Below are 16,707 nucleotides of genomic sequence, written 5' to 3'. Positions count from 1 at the left end.
TTCGCCGACTAGAAAGACGGGACGCGGCGGCCGGCTTCACCGCGCCCGATGGGGTTACAGGACCAGGGATGGCACGCCGCAGCGCACTCCCGTGGCCCGGATGGTGGCCGTCCCGACCTGCACGCCGACGCCGGCGAGGACCTGGTCCACGACGGGATCGAGCGTCGCGAGGACGGGCGTGAGAGCGTCGGTGACGGTGCCGAGCACGGCGCTCACCAGCGGCCCCAGGAGACCGTTCACCGCGCCCAGGAGAAGAGGCGGGATAAGGCTGAGATTGAGCTCCGGGGTCAGGACGAGGCTCTGGCCAAGGGAGCTGACCAGCGTGCTCGTCAGCCCGGTCGACGAGACGCTCCTCGTGGTCCCCGCCGCGATGTCGGCCGGCGTGAAGTTCAGATTTGCGCTGCCCGCGCCGACGCTGGCCGAAGCCTGGGCGTAGACGGTCACGCCGACCGTAAGGCCGAGGACCGACAGATTCACGTTCACGAGCGGTGCCCGCGCGAGGGTGCCGAAGGTCGTGGTCCCCGAGGAGCCGAACTGCGCCGGGGTGAGCAGGCCGATCTGCGCCCGGGCCACGCCCGTCGTGGCCCGGATGCCGATCTGCGAATCGGTCCCCGGCTGACCCTGGCAGCTCACCGAGCTCAGCGTGGCCTGGGCCGGGGCGACCTCCACCAGCAGCGGCAGCGTGATCACCTCGCCGGTGGGCAAGGGCAGCAACCGGACCGAGAGCAGCGTGCGGACCTGCGCCGTACCCACGACCGTGCCGACCGGCCCGAGCGCCTGCTGGCTGGTGCCCGAACTCTGCATGGGCTGGACGATCATGACCTGCGTCGTGGCGCTCGCCACGCCGGGGACGTTGATGCCGACCGGCAGGGTCGCGGCATTCGCGCCGCCCAGGCTCGCCGCGGCATTCACCAGGTTGAAGGCGTTGAGGCCGAGATTGGCGTAGGGGCTCTCGTCGACGGTGCCCACGCCGCGCGCCTGGTGGATGTCGAGGCCGAGAAGGTCGGCCACCCGGAACCTCTGGGGGTTGTTGGCGGCCTGCGCGAGGATGGAGAGCGTCGTGCTCACGGCGCTGGTATTCGCCCCCGAGATGGAGGAGCCGGTGGACGTCCCGAGCACGGAGGCCGCGGCGTTAAGGACCTGTCCGGCCGTCGCCTGCGCGTTCAGCAGGCTCTGGTAGCTGCCCGCGCTCACGCCCAGCGCGGTGGCCAGCCTGTCGCTGAAGCTGAAGAGCTTGGCATTGGCGCCGAGGAGCCCGTTATAGGACACCGCGTCGAGGTTCACGTTGCCGCCCAGCAGCCCGCTCAGTACCTGGTTGAGCGTGCCGTTGTTGAGGTTGGCGGTCGAGCTGCCGATGGAGAAGGCCGCCAAAGCGCGATGCTGCGCGATGGCGGTCGCGTGGACCGTCGCCGTGCTTGCGCCGCCCAGAACGCGGGTCAGGCCGAGCGCCACGTCGCGCTGCGCCACCACGCGCACCGCATTGGGCGTGGTGCCGCCCAGGGCGAAGCGCTGCGTCGCGGCGAGGGCGGGATTGTCCTGATAGGTGCCGATGGCGATGGTCCGCGTGTCGCTCGCCCGCCCGTTCGTGTTCAGTATGGTGCTGGCGATGGTCTGCGCCTGGGCGGGCGCGCGCGCCGCGCTCAGCGCGGCCGCATCCACGGAGGTCTGCAGCGCGCGCTTCTGGTATTGCAGCATGCCCATATCGACCGCGAGGCCGGCGAAGCCGCAGAGCGAGGCGAGCAGCACGGCGACCAAAGGCGCAATCGCGCCCTCCTCGCCATCCGCGCGGCGGGCGGGCCGGCCGATCATGGCGACCTGCCGCCGCGGCTGGTGGCCGAGTTCAGGTTCGGCAGGGCCTGCAGCGTGGCGAGACCTTCCGCTTCGCTGCCGGGAACGGGCGTCGGCGGGCGCTCCGTTGCCTGGCTGTTGAGCTGGGCGCGGATCGTCTGGCGCATCGCGCTCTGCCGCGGCGCGTCTATGGCGGCGGAGCTGTCTACCAGCGGCAGCGGCTTCAGGTCCGAGCAGCCGATGCAGGCGAGAAGCGCGAGGAGGGTGGGAATGCGCATGGTCACGAGCTCCGGTCGGGGGTGCTGCGGTTCTGGATCTGGACGGCGGCGCGGCGGATGGCGGCGCGGGTCTCGGGGCTCGGCGTCTGCGCCAGCAGCCGCTCGCCGTCGGGCGCGCGGTTGGACGAGAGCAGCAGCAGGGCCAGGTTGTTGCGGATCTCGGCGCTGGCCGGATCGAGCTCGCTGGCCATGCGCAGCCGGTACTCGCCCTGCTCGGAATTGCCCTGCCGCAGCAGCGCATAGCCGAGGTTGTTGAGGAAGCGCGGATTGGTGGGCTCGAGCTGGGTGGCCGCGGTGAAGGCCTCCACCGCGCGGTCCCAGTCGCCTTGGCGCGCCATGACTGTGCCGGTCCCCGCCCGCGCCGCCGCCGCCTCGGGGCCGGAGCGGATGCTCTGGAAGACGGTCAGTGCGGCCTGGTCGTCGTTGATCTCCAGCAGCGATTGCGCCCGCAGCAGCGCGGTGGCCGGCGTGCGGGCGAAGCGCCGCTCGTATTCGTCCAGATGGGCGATGGCCGCGCGGTGCAGGCCACGCGCGCGCAGGCCGGTGATCACGTCGAGATAGAGCGCCTGCGGCTGGCCGGGGGGCACGGGGGCCACCACCTCCGCGTCGCGGCGCGGGCTGCTGTTGCCACTGAAGCTGACGCTCGGCAGCGGCAGGCTGGAGCAGGCCGATGCCAGCAGGAGGGAGAGGGCGGCCGCTGCTCGTCTCATTGGGATACGCTCCGCATGGAGGCCAGGACGCCGCTGAAGGGCGGCGCGGTGATGACGATCATCAGGACGGGCAGCAGGCAGCTCACCATCACCACGGTCATCGCGATGGTGGCCTTGCCGACTGCGGCGCGGGCATCGGCGAGCCGCCGCTGGCGAAGATCCCGCGCGAGCTGCCTGAGGGGTTCCTGCAGCTCGGTGCCGTGGGCGAGCGCCTGGCGCAGCACCTCGACGAAGAGCTGCCCCTCATCGATCATCAGCCGATCGCTCAAGCGCAGCAGCGACAGCTCGTAGGGCGTGCCGCGCTCCATATCCTGCACGAAGGTGCGGAAGGCGCGCTGGCAGAGCGGCGAAGGGTGCAGAACCAGACTGACCGAGAAGCGCAGCGCCTGCTCCACGCCCGCGCCGCCCTCGAGCACCATCACCATCACGTCGATGGCGCCGGGCAGTTCGGCGCGCATGCGCAGCCGGCGCGCCTGGGCGCGGCGCGCCAGCAGAAAGCTCGGCAGGAGCCAGGCGACCAGGAGCGCGAAGATGCCGTAGCGCAACCCGTTCTCGTCGCCCGCCACAAACCCGACCGCGAGGCCGATGGTGATGGCGCCCAGCATCCGCGCGCTGCTGAAGATGGCGGGCGCATCGGGGTTCACGGACCCCGCGGCGCGCAGATCCGAGGTGAGCTTGACGAGCGAAGGCCCACGCCCCGCCAGGGGGCGTCCGATCGCGGCCAGCAGCCGGGTGAGCGGGTGGGCCCCGCCTCCCTCGTCGTCGGAGCGCTGGGCGGGCGCGGTTCCGCAATACCGGGCGAGACGCCGCGTCACCTGGCGCTCTGCCAGGCTGCGCTGCAGCACGGGGACCGCCAGGGCCATAAGAGTGCCCAGCAGCAGGACGATGAGGAGGATCTGCGCCATGCCCATCTCAGAATTTCGGCTGCGCGATCTGGCGCAGCAGGAAGAGGCCGAAGAGGTAGAGCCCGCCGGCGGCATAGAGCAGCGAGCGTCCCTGCTCGGGGTCGAAGAAGTACTGACGATGCGTCGGCGAGGTGAGGAACATCATCACGGACACGACCAGAGGTAGCGCCGCGAGGATGAGCGAGCTGGCGCGAACCTCGGCCGTGGCGCCGTGCATCTCCTGATGCACCTGCACGCGCATGCGCTCCATCACGGCGAGGGTGGCGATGGCCTCGGAGAGGCGCCCGCCGTAGCGAATCGAGGCCGAGATGGCGGCGGTGAAGCTGGCCAGCCCCTCGCCCCCATGCCGGCGCGTGGCCCATTCCAGCGTCTCCACGAGCTCGCCGCCAGCCAGAACGCGCCGCTCCACCGGCTCGAAGACCCATTGGACGACGGGCGGGCTGACGGCCACGGCGCGCTGGATCGCCTGGGGCACGGAGGCGCCGATGAGGATCTGCTGGCGCAGCCGGTCGAGGAAGTTGGGCAGGGCATTATGCAGCTGGTTCATGCGCCGCGAGATGCGCGTGCGCACCACCATTGCCACGAGGCCCGCCAGCAGCGGCGCGAGCATCGCCGTCTCGAGCGAGCTCAGCCACAGCATGCGCAGGGTCAGCAGTATGAGCAGCGCGACCGCGCCCAGGAGAATGAGCGCGTTCCAGCTCATCTGCGCGCGGAAGAGCTGGCGGCCGACCCAATTGGCCGGCACCGAGGCCTCCGGAACGTCGTCCGCCTCGCCCCGGTCGATGGGGACGACGTGCTGGCGCAACCGCCGCTCCACGAGCTGACGCGCACGCGCCTGCTGCCGCCAGGACAGGCCGACCATGACAATCAGGCAGACCAGCAAGACGGGCAAAGCGATGCGCAGCAGGTTCATGTGGCGAGCCCCGGATGGCCCTGCAGCCGCGCCGCATAGGCCGAGCGCATCATCTGCGGCGGGGGCGCGCCCTCCTCCTCGGAGAGCTGGAACACGTCCTGGATGCGGTAGGTATCCTCCTCCACGCCGAGCACCTCGGAGATGTGCATGAGGCGGCGGCGCCCGTCGGGCAGGCGGCGCACCTCGGCGATGATGTTGATCGAGGACGAGATGAAGCGGCGCATCGCGCGCGGCTCGATCGGCAGGCCGCTGAAGGCCAGCAGCATCTCGATGCGGGCCAGCGCGTCGCGCGGGCCGTTGGCGTGCAGCGTGCTCATCGAGCCGTCATGGCCCGTGCTCATGGCCTGGAGCATTTCCACCGCCTCGGTGCCGCGAACCTCGCCGAGGATGATGCGGTCGGGCCGCATCCGCAGCGCGTTGCGCACGAGGTCACGGGCGAGCACGGCCTGGCGGCCGTCCGCGCTCGGCGGGCGGGTTTCCAGCCGCACGACGTGGTCCTGCCTCAGCTGCAGCTCGGCGGCGTCCTCGATCGTCACGAGGCGTTCGGAATGATGGATGAAGGCCGAGAGCACGTTGAGCAGCGTCGTCTTGCCCGAGCCCGTGCCGCCGATGATCAGCATGTTCAGCCGCGCGCGCACGGCCTTGGCCAGGTAGTCCAGCGCCTCGCGCGGGGCGAGGCCGCGGCGCACCAGGTCCATCGCGCCCAGCATCACCCGGCGCGACTTTCGGATGGACATGGCCGGCCCGTCGATCGCAATCGGCGGCACCACGATGTTGACGCGCGAGCCGTCGGGCAGGCGCGCGTCGCAATAGGGCGAGGCCTCGTCCACGCGCCGGCCGATCGGGCCCACGATGCGCTGGATCACCGCCATCAGATGCGCGTCGTCGCGGAAGCGGATGGGGACGCGCTGGAGCACGCCGCCGCGCTCCACGTAGATGCGCTTGGGGCCGTTCACGATGATGTCGTCGACCGTGCTGTCGTTGAGCAGCGGCTCGAGCGGGCCGTAGCCCAGGATCTCGTCCAGCAGTTCCTCGGTCATGCGCGCGCGCTCGGCGCCGTTCAGCGCGGCGGCGGCCAGCTCCAGCGTGGAGGTGACGGTGGTCGTCACCTCGTGGCGCAGGTCGTGGCGCGAGAGCGTGTCGACCGAAATGCCGCGCCGCTCCAGCCGGTCCAGCACGAGGCGGAAGGCCTCGGCCTGGATCTGCTGGTACTGGTCGCTGAGGCGCACGGGCTCGGGCCGCGTCGGGGGCGTGAGGTTGTTCATGCGCCGGTCCCCAGCAGGCGTTGGAGCAGGCTGGGCTTCTTCGCGGCATCACGCTCGGCCCCGAGCTCGACCGCCATGGCCGCGATCTGCTTGGCATAGCCGCGATCGGCCAGGGCGTCCTCGGCGAAGCGGCCCTGGTTCGCGGCATTGGCGAGGCGCACGCGGTTGTCGCTGACGGCGAGCGAATGGCTGACCCCGATGGAGCCGGCGAGCGTCGCCGGCGCGGGCAGGATGCGCGCATCGTGCTCGGCGACGACGAGGACGATCCGGCTCTCCGCCGCAATCCCGATCTCGCGCAGACGGCGCAGCGCTTCGGCCGCGGCCTGGGCCGAAGCGAGGCTCTGCGAGGCGACCAGCGCGAAACGGCGCAGCCCCGCGATCAGCCCGGGCATCGCGATGAGCGTCGCGCCCGTGCCGTGCACGATGACCTCGTCATAGACGCCGCGCAGCAGCACCAGCAGCGCGGAGATATCGGCCGGGGCCAGGGCGTCGAGCGATCGGGCCTCGCCGAGCAGCATGACCGAGAGCCCGCTCTCCGCATGCTTCGGCACGGCCGAGGTGAGCAGCGTCTGGTCGAGGCGGTCGAGGTCTTCCAGCGCCTCGGGCACGCCATAGCCCGGCGAGATGTCGAGCATGATCTCGGTCTCGCGATTGCCCACCGCCAGGTCCAGGAACAGCACCTGCGCGCCGGTGCGTGCCCGCTGCACGGCGAGCGAGAGGGCCAGGGCGCGCGAGGGGTCGCCGGGGCGGGCGCCGAACAGCGCGAAGGCCGGACCCTGCCGGTCGGGCATGACCTCGCGCGTGCCGCGCTCGAGGCGGGCGCGCAGCACCCTTCGCAGCGCGACCTCGCCGCTCTGGCGTCCGACGAAATCGAGCGCGCCGGCCCGCATGCAGGAGAGGATGAGATCGGCCGCATGCTCGTCGCCGAGCGCGACGATGGCCGCGCCGGGCGCGCCGCGGCGCAGCGTGGTCATGAGCAGGCCGAGACCCTCACCCGCCTCCTCCGCATCCACGACGAGCAACTGGGGGCGCAGCTCCGCGAGGGAGAGCTGCGCGGCATCCTCGATGGGATCGGCGCGGTGGACCTGGGCAAGGCCGGCGAGCGCCGCGGAGAGCCGGTCCACCACGCTGACGTCCAGCGTCAGCAGCAGCGCCACCGGCAGGTTCGGGCGTTCCCGCTTGACCGAGGAGAGGGTCTTGATCGCATTCATCGCATGAGTCCGAACCGGTTGGCCGCATCGTCGGGCGTGTTGCGCTGGAGCAGGATGTCCGTCGTGTTCGGGATCCGTGCGACATCGGTCAGCCCGGCCGGCAGCCGTGCATTGTCCATGGGTCGGACGAGGCGGGGCGTGGCGATGATCACCAGCTCCTGCTGCTCGCGCGTGGCATTGGCCCGCGAGAAGAGCGCGCCGATGATCGGCAGCTGGCCGACGGCGGGGATGCGGTCGGAGATGTTGCTGGTGTTGCTGAGCGTGAGGCCGGCCAGCATGAAGCTCTGCCCGTCGCCCAGCTCCACCGTGGTGGTGGCGGAGCGCTTGCGCAGGGCGGGGATGTTGAAGCCCTGCAGCGTGATGGCGTTGGTGTAGTCGAGCTCGCTGACCTCGGGGTTCACGCGCAGGATGATGCGTCCGCTGGACATCACCGTCGCCGCCACTTCTAGCCGTACGCCGAAGGGGCGGTACTCGATGGTGACGGTGGAGAAGCTGGCGCCCACCATCGGCGTCGGCACCGGGATTTCGCCGCCGGCGAGGAAGGAGGCCTGCTCGCCCGAGCGGACGAGCAGCACGGGCTGGGCCAGCACCTGCGCGAAATTGGTGGAGGACAGCATGGAGATGGCGCCGAGCAGATTGTTGGCGCTGTTGCCCAGCAGGAGGTTGAAGGCGCTGCCCATCGGCGAGGCCAGCGTCGCCGCGCTGCCGGCCAGCGCGGCCAGCCCGGAGGTGGCCGACCCGCCCGAAGGCACATAGGCGGCGCTCGGGTTGAGCGAGGGGGCGCCCCCTCCAACCAACCCGCTGTTCGAGGCCTGCCCCGGCCCGGTGAGCGCGCTCTGAGTCGAGGTGCCCAGCGAGCGGAAGTTGAAGCCGAACTGCTGCAGCCGCGTGGCCTGGACGGCGGCGAACATCACCTCGACGGCGACCACCGTCTCGGAGGTGATGCGCGTCTGGTCCACCACCTCGCGGCCGCGCAGATGCGTGGCCAGGGCGCGCGAGGATTCCACGTTCGGCACCTCGCCGCGCAGCACGATCCGGCCGCCCTCGCTGCCGGCCCGCACGCCGCGCAGCGTGGGCTCGCTGGCGGCCTGGGCCTGGGCGGCGTCGAGGCCGGCGGCGACGGAAACGCGCATGCGCTCCACCGCCTGGCCGCGCCAGATGAAGAGGTCGGTGCTGCCCGCCGTCATGCCGAGGACGCGCAGCCGGCCACCGACCATCGAGATATCGGCGATCTGAGGATTGCCGAGCGCGATGCGGCTCACGCCCGAACCGATCTGCACGACCTCCTGGCCGCCGAGGGGCACGGAGATGGTCTGCCCGCCGGCGACCCCCGGAGGGGCAGGCGCCGGCACGACGCTGCGGCGGCTGTTCGCGGGCGGCGGCGATTGCGCCACGGCGATGCCGGCCGTCAGGGTGAAGGCCGTCGTCAGCAGCAGGGCCCGCAGGAACTGAGGAAAGATCATCGGGCAACTCCGGCAACGGGACCGCGGATGATCTCAGGTCCGGTGCGGACGAAGCGCGGCGCCCGTTCCACCGTCGGGCTGGCGGGGGCCGCCACGGGCTGATCGGCGTCGACCAGCTTGCGGCGCGTCGCGCGGTCGAGCTCCGGCGTCTCGCGGTCCAGCGGGTTGCGCAGTCCCAGGACATAACCGCCGTCGGAGCGGGCGAGGCCGAGCATCAGGAACTGGTCCGGCGTCGCGGCGAGGGTGACGTTGCGCAGCGGCGGGGTGTTGCGCGCCGGCGCATTCGGCTGGGCAGGCTCGCTGCTGAGCGCGTCGCCGATCGCCAGCACCTCGATGTCCTGGATCAGCATGCGCGCCAGGTCCGCGATCTGGTTGCGGTTGCCGTCGCGGGCATCGGGATCGTTCCGGGTCGCGAGGGCCACGTCCACGCGATCGCCCGGACGGATCAGGAAGGAGATGCCGTTGTCGTCGGCGACCCGCAGCGTCACCGCGCGCTGGCCCACCGGCACCAGCGGCGCGAGGCCGCCGACATCGGGCCGCGGCGAAAGGCGCGGGGCCGTGAGCGGCTCGCCCCGGGCGATGCGCTCCAGCGCGACACGGCCGGCGACGTCGTCGATCCGGGCAAAGCCCTCGGCCGGCAGGGTCTCGACGGGGCTGATGCCGAGGGCGACCGCCTCGATGCTGGAGCCGCGGGGGATGTCGCGCAGCGCCACGACCTGGCCGGTCCTGACCTGCACGGGCTGGGCCGGCAGCGGCGCGACGGCCATCGGCACCGGCGGCGCCGAGGGCATGGACTGCAGGATCAGCAGGCTGAGGGCGACGAGGCCCGCCGTGCCGGCGAGCAGCCAGGTCCGTGTGGACAAAGCCGTCATATCACTTCTTCCCTCGCTTCATGCGGGTTGCGCCCGGCGTGCTGCCTGGCTGTTGCGGCACGGCGGCCTTCGGCCCGATCCTGCGGCCGGTGGCCGAAGGGGAGGCCGCCGAAGGGGAAATGCGCGCCGCATGCTGATCTGGTTGCTGACCTTGACCGCCTGGGGCGGCATCACCGCCCTTTGGGACCTTCGGCGCCGCCACATTTCCAACGCCGCCGTCCTGGCCGGCGCGGCGCTGGTGCTTCTGCGCTGGGCCCTTTGGCGCGAGCCGCCGCTGGCCTTGCTGGTCTTCCAGGCCGGCATCGGCCTGCTGGCGCTCTGGTGGCCGTGGCGCCGCCGGCTGATGGGCGGGGGCGACGTGAAGCTCGGCGCGGTGCTGGCCGCCATCGATCTGCAGGACTTCGGCTGGGCCCTGGCGATCGCCCTGCTGGGCGCGGCCCTGCTCGGCGGCCTGCGCAGCCGCCAGCTGAGCTTTCTTCCCCGCCCGCCCGCCGACGGGCCGCGCCAGGGCATTCCCTTCGCGCCCTTGCTGCTCGTGCCCTTCCTGGCGCTGCGCTGGTGGCACGTCTGAGGCCAGGCGGCTGGTCTCGACGCGCAAGGCGAGCGCGGCCTGCTTCTTCGCCGGAGCGGCCGTTCGCGCCGAGGTCTTGGCGGGCGGCGCCTTGGCGGGCGAGCCCTTCCTGACGCCGGCCTTGGCGGCGGGCGCCTTCTTCGTCTCGGCCTCACCCATGGGCGTCGCGGCCTTGCGGCTCCTCGCCTTGGGGGCCGGGTCGGGGCTGGGCTGGGGCGTGGCCATCGGCCTGAGCGGCGGCAGCAGGCCGTCCTCCTCGTCCGCCTCCTCGCCGAAGCCGCGTTCCCGGAGGGATCGGTCATGGGAGGGAGGACGCCGGCCGGCCATTTCCGCCAGGGTGTCGTCGTCGAAATGGCCGCGCTCGATGATCGTGGCGAAGCGCTCGGCGGGGGCCGGCATGCCCAGCAGGTAGCCCTGCAGGAAATCGCACCCTTCGGCGCGCAGGAATTCGAGCTGGCGCACCGTCTGCACCCCCTCGGCGACGACCGACATGTTCAGCGCCCGGCCGAGCACCAGCATGGCGCGCACGACCGTCTCGGTCTCGGGCGCGGTCTCCAGCTCGCTGAGGAAGGAGCGGTCCATCTTCAGCTTGTCGAAGGGGAAGGAGCGCAGCACGCTCAGCGAGGAATAGCCGGCGCCGAAATCGTCCAGCGAGATGCGGACGCCGAGCGCGCTCACCTCCTGCAACTGCTCCAGCACCGAGGCCTGCTGGTCGATCAGCATGCTTTCCGTGATCTCGATCTCGAGACGCTCCGGCATGAGGCCGCTCGTCCTCAGGGCGTCGCGGATGAGCGCGGGCAAGGTCCCGGTCTGCAGCTGCAGCGGCGAGACGTTGACCGCGATGCGCAGCGGCAGGGGCCAGGAGGCCGCCTGGCGCATGGCCTCGCGCATCACCCAGACGCCGATCTCATGGACGAGGCCCGTCGCTTCCGCGATGGGAATGAAGCGGCTGGGGGGGATCAGCCCATGCACCGGATGCTGCCAGCGGATCAGCGCCTCGAAGCCGACCGGCGCGAGGTCCGAGCCGCGGGCCTGGGGCTGGAGCCAGACGCGCAGCTGCCGGTTCTGCACCGCCAGCCGCAGGTCCTGTTCCAGCACCCGCGTGGCGCGGGCCTCGGCGTCGCGCTCGGCATCCACCAGGGCGACACGGCCGATGCCCTCCGTCTTGGCGCGCTGCATGGCGAGGTCGGCCATGGCCAGCAGCTCGCTCTCGTGATCCGCGTCGCGCGGGAAGACCGCGAGGCCGATGCAGGCGGAGGTGTGCAGATGCTCGCCGCCCAGGAGATGGGGTTCGCGGATCTGGGCGAGCAGCCGTTCGGCCACGCGGTCCGGACGCTCCAGCTCCTCGCGGATCGGCAGGATGAGCGTGAACTCGTCGCCGCCCGTGCGCGCCGCCAGCACGTCGGGGCCGAGCAGGGCGGTGATGCGCCGGGCCACGTCGCGCAGCACCAGATCGCCCGCGCCGTGCCCGTGCAGGTCGTTGAAGACCTTGAAGTCGTCCATGCCGAGCTGGAGCACCGCGAAGCTCGCGCCGGAGTGCCGCGCCTGGCTGATCTGGCGTCCCAGCGCCTCCAGCAGATCGGCGCGGTTGCGCAGGCCCGTCAGCGCGTCGTGCCGCACCAGGTACTGGATGCGCGCCTCGGTCTCCAGCTGCTCCGTCAGGTCGCGGCAAATGAGGACATGGCAGCGCGCGGCGGCGCCGCGCAGCGGGCGGACCGCCGCCTCGACGGTCACGAGGCCATCGCCGGTCAGCAGCCGCGCGCGGCCCCAGGCGGAGAGGCGGCCCTGCCGCGCGGCCTCCCACCAGGCCTGGCCCTCACGCGGGAAGAGGTCGGCCAGGGCGCGGCCGCGCACGAGCTCCGCGGGCTGGCCCAGCAGGGCCAGCAGCGCGGCGTTCGCGGTGGCGACCTCGCCCTCGGCGATCACGGCCGAGGCCTCGGGCGTGGCGTCGCTCATCTGGGTCAGCCAACCCATCACGTCGCCCCGCAGCTCGGCGACGCGGCGTTCGGCGGTGCGGCGCGCGAGCAGGCCGACGAGCACGGCGAAGAAGAGGCCGAGCGACAGGCCCGCCAGCGGCAGCGCGCCGAACCGCAAGGCGAGGTCCGGGCCGGCGCCCAGCCGCATCGAGGCCGCCACGGCCGCGATCAGCGCGGCGAAGAGCGCGGCGCCGGCGACCAGGGTGCGTCCGTCGTCCAGGGCGCGGAAGGCCAGCGCGCCCAGGGCCATCGCGGCCGCGCCCAAAGGCAGCAGCAGCCAGGCCGGCGGCGGATCGATCCCCAGGATCCGGATCATGGCCTGGTCCGCGAGGACAAAGGTCAGGCCCATCAGCGCGCCCGCGACCCAACGCGCCCGCCCGCCGCGCAGCGCCTGCACGCCGCAGGCGTGGAACAGCAGCGAGATCAGCGCGATCAGCACGACGATGCCGAGCAGGTCCGTCCCCGCGATCTCGCGATGCTCGGAGAGGAACCAGGCGGCGGGGTGCGCCAGGGGCAGGGCAATGCCCAGCACGCAGGACACCACCAGCAGCGTCGGGCGATCCTGCGGGTCGCGGAAGACGCGCTGCAGCCCCCGTGTGGCCAGCGTCAGGGCGGGCAGCAGGACGGTGAGTGGAAGCAGCCAGGCGATCCAGGCGGTGGGTTCGGTCATGCCGCGTGCTCCGCATTCGCCAGGAAGACCCAGCCGCGATTGCGCAGGACCTGAAGCGCATCCCCGGCGCCGAGGCGGGCGAGCTGGCGGCGCAGGTCGCGCAGGATCTGCGTCAGGGCGCGGTCGCGGCTGGTGGGGCGCAGATCGGCCTTGGTCAGCGCCGCGAGGAGCTGCTGGCGCGGCACGGGCTGGCCGCGCCCTTCGATGAGCAGGCCGAGCACGATGCTGTGCGGCGCGTTCAGCGCGATGCGCCGACCATCGGGCGTCTGGACGACGCCGTTCATCATCCGCCAGTCGCTCGGCGGGTCGGAGGGCAGGGAGGCGCGATGCCCGCGGCGCAGGGCGGCCTTGGCGCGCACCACCAGCTCGCGCGATCCGACCGGCTTCATCAGGAAGCCGTCGGCGCCGAGTTCCAGCCCGACCACGCAATCGAATTCATCGCCCTGCCCGGTCACGACGATGATCTGCGCGGAGGTCTCCTGCCGCAGCTCGGCGATGCGCGCGACGGTGTCCACCGGGCCCAGCAACTTGTCGAGCAGGATGACGTCCGGCGAGGACTGGCGCAGCGTGGCGAGCAGGCTGGCCCAGGTCCCCGCGATCTGGGTGCGGAAGGAATAGAGGGCGAAGCACTCCGCGACCTCCTGCGCGAGGGCCGCATCGTCCTCGGCGATGCAGATGAGCGGGGAGGCGGAAGGACCGCCCATGGCGGAAGTTCGGATCATGCGCTTTCCACCCAGACGTTCGAGACGTTGGCGTTCGGTTCGTTGGCGTTCGCGTCGCCGGCGGCGTGATCGGGCTGCCAGGTGCGGAAGGTCAGCGTGAATTCCGCGCCATGGCCGGTGTTCCGGGCGGCGATGCTGCCGCCGAAGGTCGTGATGATGCTCTGGCAGATCGACAGGCCGAGCCCGGTGCCCTGGCCCATCGCCTTGGTCGTGAAGAAGGGCTCGAAGACCTTGGCGAGAACGTCCTCGGGGAAGCCGGGACCGCTGTCCTCCACGGTCATCGTCACGGTCCGGCCGTCCTCGGAGGCGGCGGCGCGCAAGGCGAGACGCCGCTCGCCGTCCGGCTGGCGCGCCAGGGCGTCGCGGGCGTTCACGAAGAGGTTGACCAGGATCTGTTCCAGCAGCACCGGGCGCGCGCGCAGCGGGGGAAGGCCCTCGGGGATGTCGGTCGAAAGCTCGATGCCGGCGGTCTGCAGCAGGGGGCCGGCGAGGATCATCGCGCCGGTCACGGCCGTCTGAAGAGGGGCGGCCTCGAGCGGGCCGGAATCGGCCCGGCCGAAGGCGCGCAGATGCTCGATCAGCGTGCGCGCGCGCTCGGCCTGCTGGGTGATCCGCGCCACGCGGATGCGCGCCGCGTCGCCCGATTGCTGCTGCGGCAGCACGGCCATGGCCGTCTCGCTGGCCAGGGTGATGGCGCCCAGCGGCTGGGTGAGCTCATGGGCGATGCTGGCCGCCATCTTGCCCAGGGTGGCGAGCTTGGAGGACATCACGGCGCTCTCGCCGAGCTGGCGTTCGCTGGTGATGTCGGTGATGACGCCGGCGACCTCGGCGCCCTCATGCGCGCCGATGCCGGTGATGCGGGCGCGCTCGCGCAGCCAGATCCGCTTTCCGTCGGCACGGGTGAAGGCGTAGTCCACGAAGGCCTCGCCCTCCTGGATCAGGCGGCGGTGAAAATCCTCCACGGCCGCGATGCTTTCCGCGTCCAGCTGGTTGCGCCAGCGCCCCGGCCCGCTCGCATCCTCGGCCTCGAGGCCGGTGATGCGCGCCACGCCCTCGCTCATGAAGCCGACCAGAACCGTGCCGTCGGGGAAGATCTCGCCGCGCCAGACGGCGGCGGGCAGACCCATGAAGAAGCGGCTGACTTCCTTCAGCGCGCGCTGCTCCTGCTCGGCGGTGGCGGTCTCGATGCGGCGGCGTGCCGCCGCCTCGCGCCGCGCCAGCAGGGCGGAGAGCCCGAACCAGAGCAGGACGATCAGGGCCGCGAGCGCGGCCGCGCCGAAGAGCACCGCGCGGCGCTGGGCTTCCAGCCGGGTCAGCAGCCCGGCGGCAGGAATCTCGGCGACCACCTGGGCCGGCGTTCCCGCGATCGGCGCCAGGGCCACAAAGGCGTCGGCGCGGCTGAAGGGGCCTTCGCCGCGCCCGGCCTGGGGCAATGCGGGCAGGGTCCTGGCGCCATCGGCCGCGAGCAGGTCGTGCTCCTGCAGGAGCCCGATGCGCCCGCCGGCCGGCAGTTCGCGGAGAAGGCCCAGCCAGGGCAGGACCACGGTGACCGTCCAGAAGCCGCCCGGGCCCGGCTGCTGTCCGGTGACGAGCTGCAGGCCCTCGCCGGCGAGCTCGAAGGCAGGGACGCCGTCGGCGCGCGGCGCCACCTCGCGCGGCGTGCCGAGCCATTGGCCGGCCGGGCTGCGGGCGGAGAATTCCAGCGGGGTCTGGCCCAGGCGCAGCGCCCGCCGGTTCGCCTGGGCCACCAGATCGCCCACCCCGCGCGCCAGGCTGCCCTCCAGCCGCCCGGCGAAGACCGCCGATGCGAGGGCGACGGCCTCCGCGCGGGCGGCCAGTTCGGCGGCCAGGCGCGAGGACTGGTCCTGCACGAGCGCGCTCGTCTCCCGCTGCGGCCCGACCAGCAGCAGCGTGGCCGACCCGATCAGCAGCGCCGCCAGGCCGAAGGGCAGCAGGGCCCAGAGCTGGCCGCCGCTTCCGAGCAGGGAGGGGGAGCGCGCTGGCATCAGAAGTTGCGCCTGAACACCGCGACGAAGCGGGTCCCTGCCTCGACGACGGCATTGCGGGGACGCACGATCGGCGAGGCGACCTCGAGGTTGAGCGTCGTGTCGTCGGAGACGGGCAGGCCGATGCCCAGCCCTGCCGAGGAGGCGCGGTCATGGCGCGGCTGGATGGCGGGCGCGTAGTTGCGGGACATGCCGCCGTCGATGAAGACATAGGCCTCCGCCCCACGGATCATGCGGCCCAGGATCTCGGGCTTGGCCGGCGCCAGGGATTCGACGTCGAGGAAGGTGCGGAAGGGCACGGCGATGGTGAAGGAGGCCGAGATGCCCTGGTCGCCGAAGAGCGTCGCGGCGTCGAAGCCGCGGCCGAAGAGCACGCCGCCATAGGTGAAGAATTCGGAGGAGGGCAGCCGCTCCGGGCTGAATTGGGCGCTGGCGCGGAACCGCAGCGACAGGCGGTTGTCGAAGAGGTTCTGCGTCAGCGACGCCAGCGCCGAGACCTTCGTGAATTCCGGATCGCCGTAGTAGAGGACGCGTTGGCGCGCGCCTGCACCGTTGATGCCCTGGTTCAGCACGATCGCGAGCGAGCCCATGCGCGTCTGTGCCTCGTTGGCCTGGGCGAAGAGCAGGCCCAGGCGCAGCACCCGCGTCGCCTCGTCCGACAGGCGACCGAGCGGGACTTCGGCGCGCGAGTCCAGGATGTCGAAGCTGGCGAAGGCCTGCAGCGTCCGCCGCACGGAGCGGATGATGGGATAGGCCGCCTGGAGGCTGAAGGTCGAGGTCCGGCCCGTCAGGTTGGAGCTGCCGGTCTCGCGCTGCTCCAGGAAGGTGAAGTTGCCGGCGAGGGTGAGGCCGTTGGTGCCGATCGGCTGCTGGTGGCGCAGGCCGAAATAGGTGAAGCGCTTGATGTCGGCGATGGGGAAGCCGATCGTGGCGCGGGTGGTGTCGCCCTCGCGCAGGATCGAGTTCACCGTCGCGCCCAGGGTCATCTGCGTATTGCCCAGGTAGTTGGCGCCGAGATTGTCGAGGCCGAAGCCGAGGCGCGCCACGGTGCGCTGCATGTTGACGACCAGCTTCACGTTGCCGGGCGAGCCCTCGGCCGTCTCGAACCGGCTGACCACGCGGCGCCCGGGAATGTCGGACATCAGCAGCAGATAGCGCTCGAGCGTCGCGAGGCGGAGCGGCCGTTCCATCTGCATGGCCGTGGCATAGGCGCGGCTGAGGCTGAGATCGGCACCTTCGACGTCGCCCTCGAAGACGACCTCGCCGATCTGGCCCTCGACCAGACGGACGATGACGACGCCCTGGGCGAAGTCCTGCTGCGGCACGACGACGCCGAAGAGGGCGATGCCGGCCTCGC

General features: G+C 72.0%; 13 protein-coding genes and 1 pseudogene. 1 reads left to right on the top strand and 13 read right to left on the bottom strand.

The window, feature by feature from the left end; all coding sequences use genetic code 11:
- Positions 1 to 54: 54 nt before the first annotated feature.
- Genes ACO057_RS14895 through cpaB form a run of 9 tightly spaced genes read right to left on the bottom strand, consistent with a single transcriptional unit; the run spans position 55 to position 9,405 of the window.
- On the bottom strand, positions 55 to 1,809 hold the full coding sequence (locus ACO057_RS14895; protein ID WP_421993087.1) for a pilus assembly protein TadG-related protein: 1,755 nt from the start codon (positions 1,807 to 1,809) through the stop codon (positions 55 to 57).
- The gene (locus ACO057_RS14890) at positions 1,806 to 2,066 is read right to left on the bottom strand and encodes a hypothetical protein (RefSeq protein ID WP_421993085.1); all 261 of its coding nucleotides are present in this window, start codon (positions 2,064 to 2,066) and stop codon (positions 1,806 to 1,808) included. Before ACO057_RS14890 ends, ACO057_RS14895 begins: the two co-directional genes overlap by 4 nt.
- Positions 2,067 to 2,068: 2 nt before the next feature.
- Positions 2,069 to 2,776, bottom strand: coding sequence for a tetratricopeptide repeat protein (locus tag ACO057_RS14885; RefSeq protein WP_421993083.1), 708 nt, complete (start codon positions 2,774 to 2,776; stop codon positions 2,069 to 2,071).
- The gene (locus ACO057_RS14880) at positions 2,773 to 3,681 is read right to left on the bottom strand and encodes a type II secretion system F family protein (RefSeq protein WP_421993081.1); all 909 of its coding nucleotides are present in this window, start codon (positions 3,679 to 3,681) and stop codon (positions 2,773 to 2,775) included. The genes ACO057_RS14885 and ACO057_RS14880 overlap by 4 nt, the downstream gene beginning before the upstream one ends.
- A 7-nt stretch (positions 3,682 to 3,688) precedes the next feature.
- A complete protein-coding gene (locus tag ACO057_RS14875) occupies positions 3,689 to 4,594 on the bottom strand; it encodes a type II secretion system F family protein (protein ID WP_421993079.1) in 906 nt (301 codons plus the stop codon).
- Positions 4,591 to 5,859, bottom strand: coding sequence for a CpaF family protein (locus tag ACO057_RS14870; RefSeq protein WP_421993077.1), 1,269 nt, complete (start codon positions 5,857 to 5,859; stop codon positions 4,591 to 4,593). Before ACO057_RS14870 ends, ACO057_RS14875 begins: the two co-directional genes overlap by 4 nt.
- Positions 5,856 to 7,070, bottom strand: coding sequence for an AAA family ATPase (locus ACO057_RS14865; RefSeq protein WP_421993075.1), 1,215 nt, complete (start codon positions 7,068 to 7,070; stop codon positions 5,856 to 5,858). The genes ACO057_RS14870 and ACO057_RS14865 overlap by 4 nt, the downstream gene beginning before the upstream one ends.
- Positions 7,067 to 8,533, bottom strand: coding sequence for a type II and III secretion system protein family protein (locus tag ACO057_RS14860; protein WP_421993073.1), 1,467 nt, complete (start codon positions 8,531 to 8,533; stop codon positions 7,067 to 7,069). The genes ACO057_RS14865 and ACO057_RS14860 overlap by 4 nt, the downstream gene beginning before the upstream one ends.
- The gene (cpaB, locus tag ACO057_RS14855) at positions 8,530 to 9,405 is read right to left on the bottom strand and encodes a Flp pilus assembly protein CpaB (protein ID WP_421993071.1); all 876 of its coding nucleotides are present in this window, start codon (positions 9,403 to 9,405) and stop codon (positions 8,530 to 8,532) included. The genes ACO057_RS14860 and cpaB overlap by 4 nt, the downstream gene beginning before the upstream one ends.
- On the opposite strand from cpaB, the gene ACO057_RS14850 reads away from it, so the two are divergent.
- Entirely contained in the window at positions 9,323 to 9,976 is a 654-nt protein-coding gene (locus tag ACO057_RS14850; RefSeq protein ID WP_421993131.1) for a prepilin peptidase, read from the top strand. The two genes, cpaB and ACO057_RS14850, sit on opposite strands and share 83 nt — an antisense overlap.
- A gap of 405 nt (positions 9,977 to 10,381) precedes the next feature.
- On the opposite strand, the pseudogene ACO057_RS14845 reads toward ACO057_RS14850, so the two are convergent.
- From ACO057_RS14845 to ACO057_RS14830, 4 genes and pseudogenes are all read right to left on the bottom strand, one after another.
- Positions 10,382 to 11,932: pseudogene (locus ACO057_RS14845) on the bottom strand (putative bifunctional diguanylate cyclase/phosphodiesterase); the annotation flags it as partial.
- 686 nt (positions 11,933 to 12,618) lie between these two features.
- Positions 12,619 to 13,344, bottom strand: coding sequence for a response regulator transcription factor (locus tag ACO057_RS14840; RefSeq protein WP_421993069.1), 726 nt, complete (start codon positions 13,342 to 13,344; stop codon positions 12,619 to 12,621).
- Positions 13,341 to 15,350: a sensor histidine kinase gene (locus ACO057_RS14835; protein ID WP_421993067.1), complete on the bottom strand. Its 2,010-nt coding sequence runs from the start codon at positions 15,348 to 15,350 to the stop codon at positions 13,341 to 13,343. The genes ACO057_RS14840 and ACO057_RS14835 overlap by 4 nt, the downstream gene beginning before the upstream one ends.
- Positions 15,350 to 16,707: ShlB/FhaC/HecB family hemolysin secretion/activation protein (locus tag ACO057_RS14830; RefSeq protein WP_421993065.1), on the bottom strand; the 1,358-nt coding region annotated here is incomplete at its 5' end. The genes ACO057_RS14830 and ACO057_RS14835, both read right to left, overlap by 1 nt.

This window comes from Roseococcus sp. (genome assembly GCF_965227005.1).
In the GTDB taxonomy this organism is placed as follows: domain Bacteria; phylum Pseudomonadota; class Alphaproteobacteria; order Acetobacterales; family Acetobacteraceae; genus Roseococcus.
This window is presented reverse-complemented; position numbering and strand designations above follow the sequence as displayed.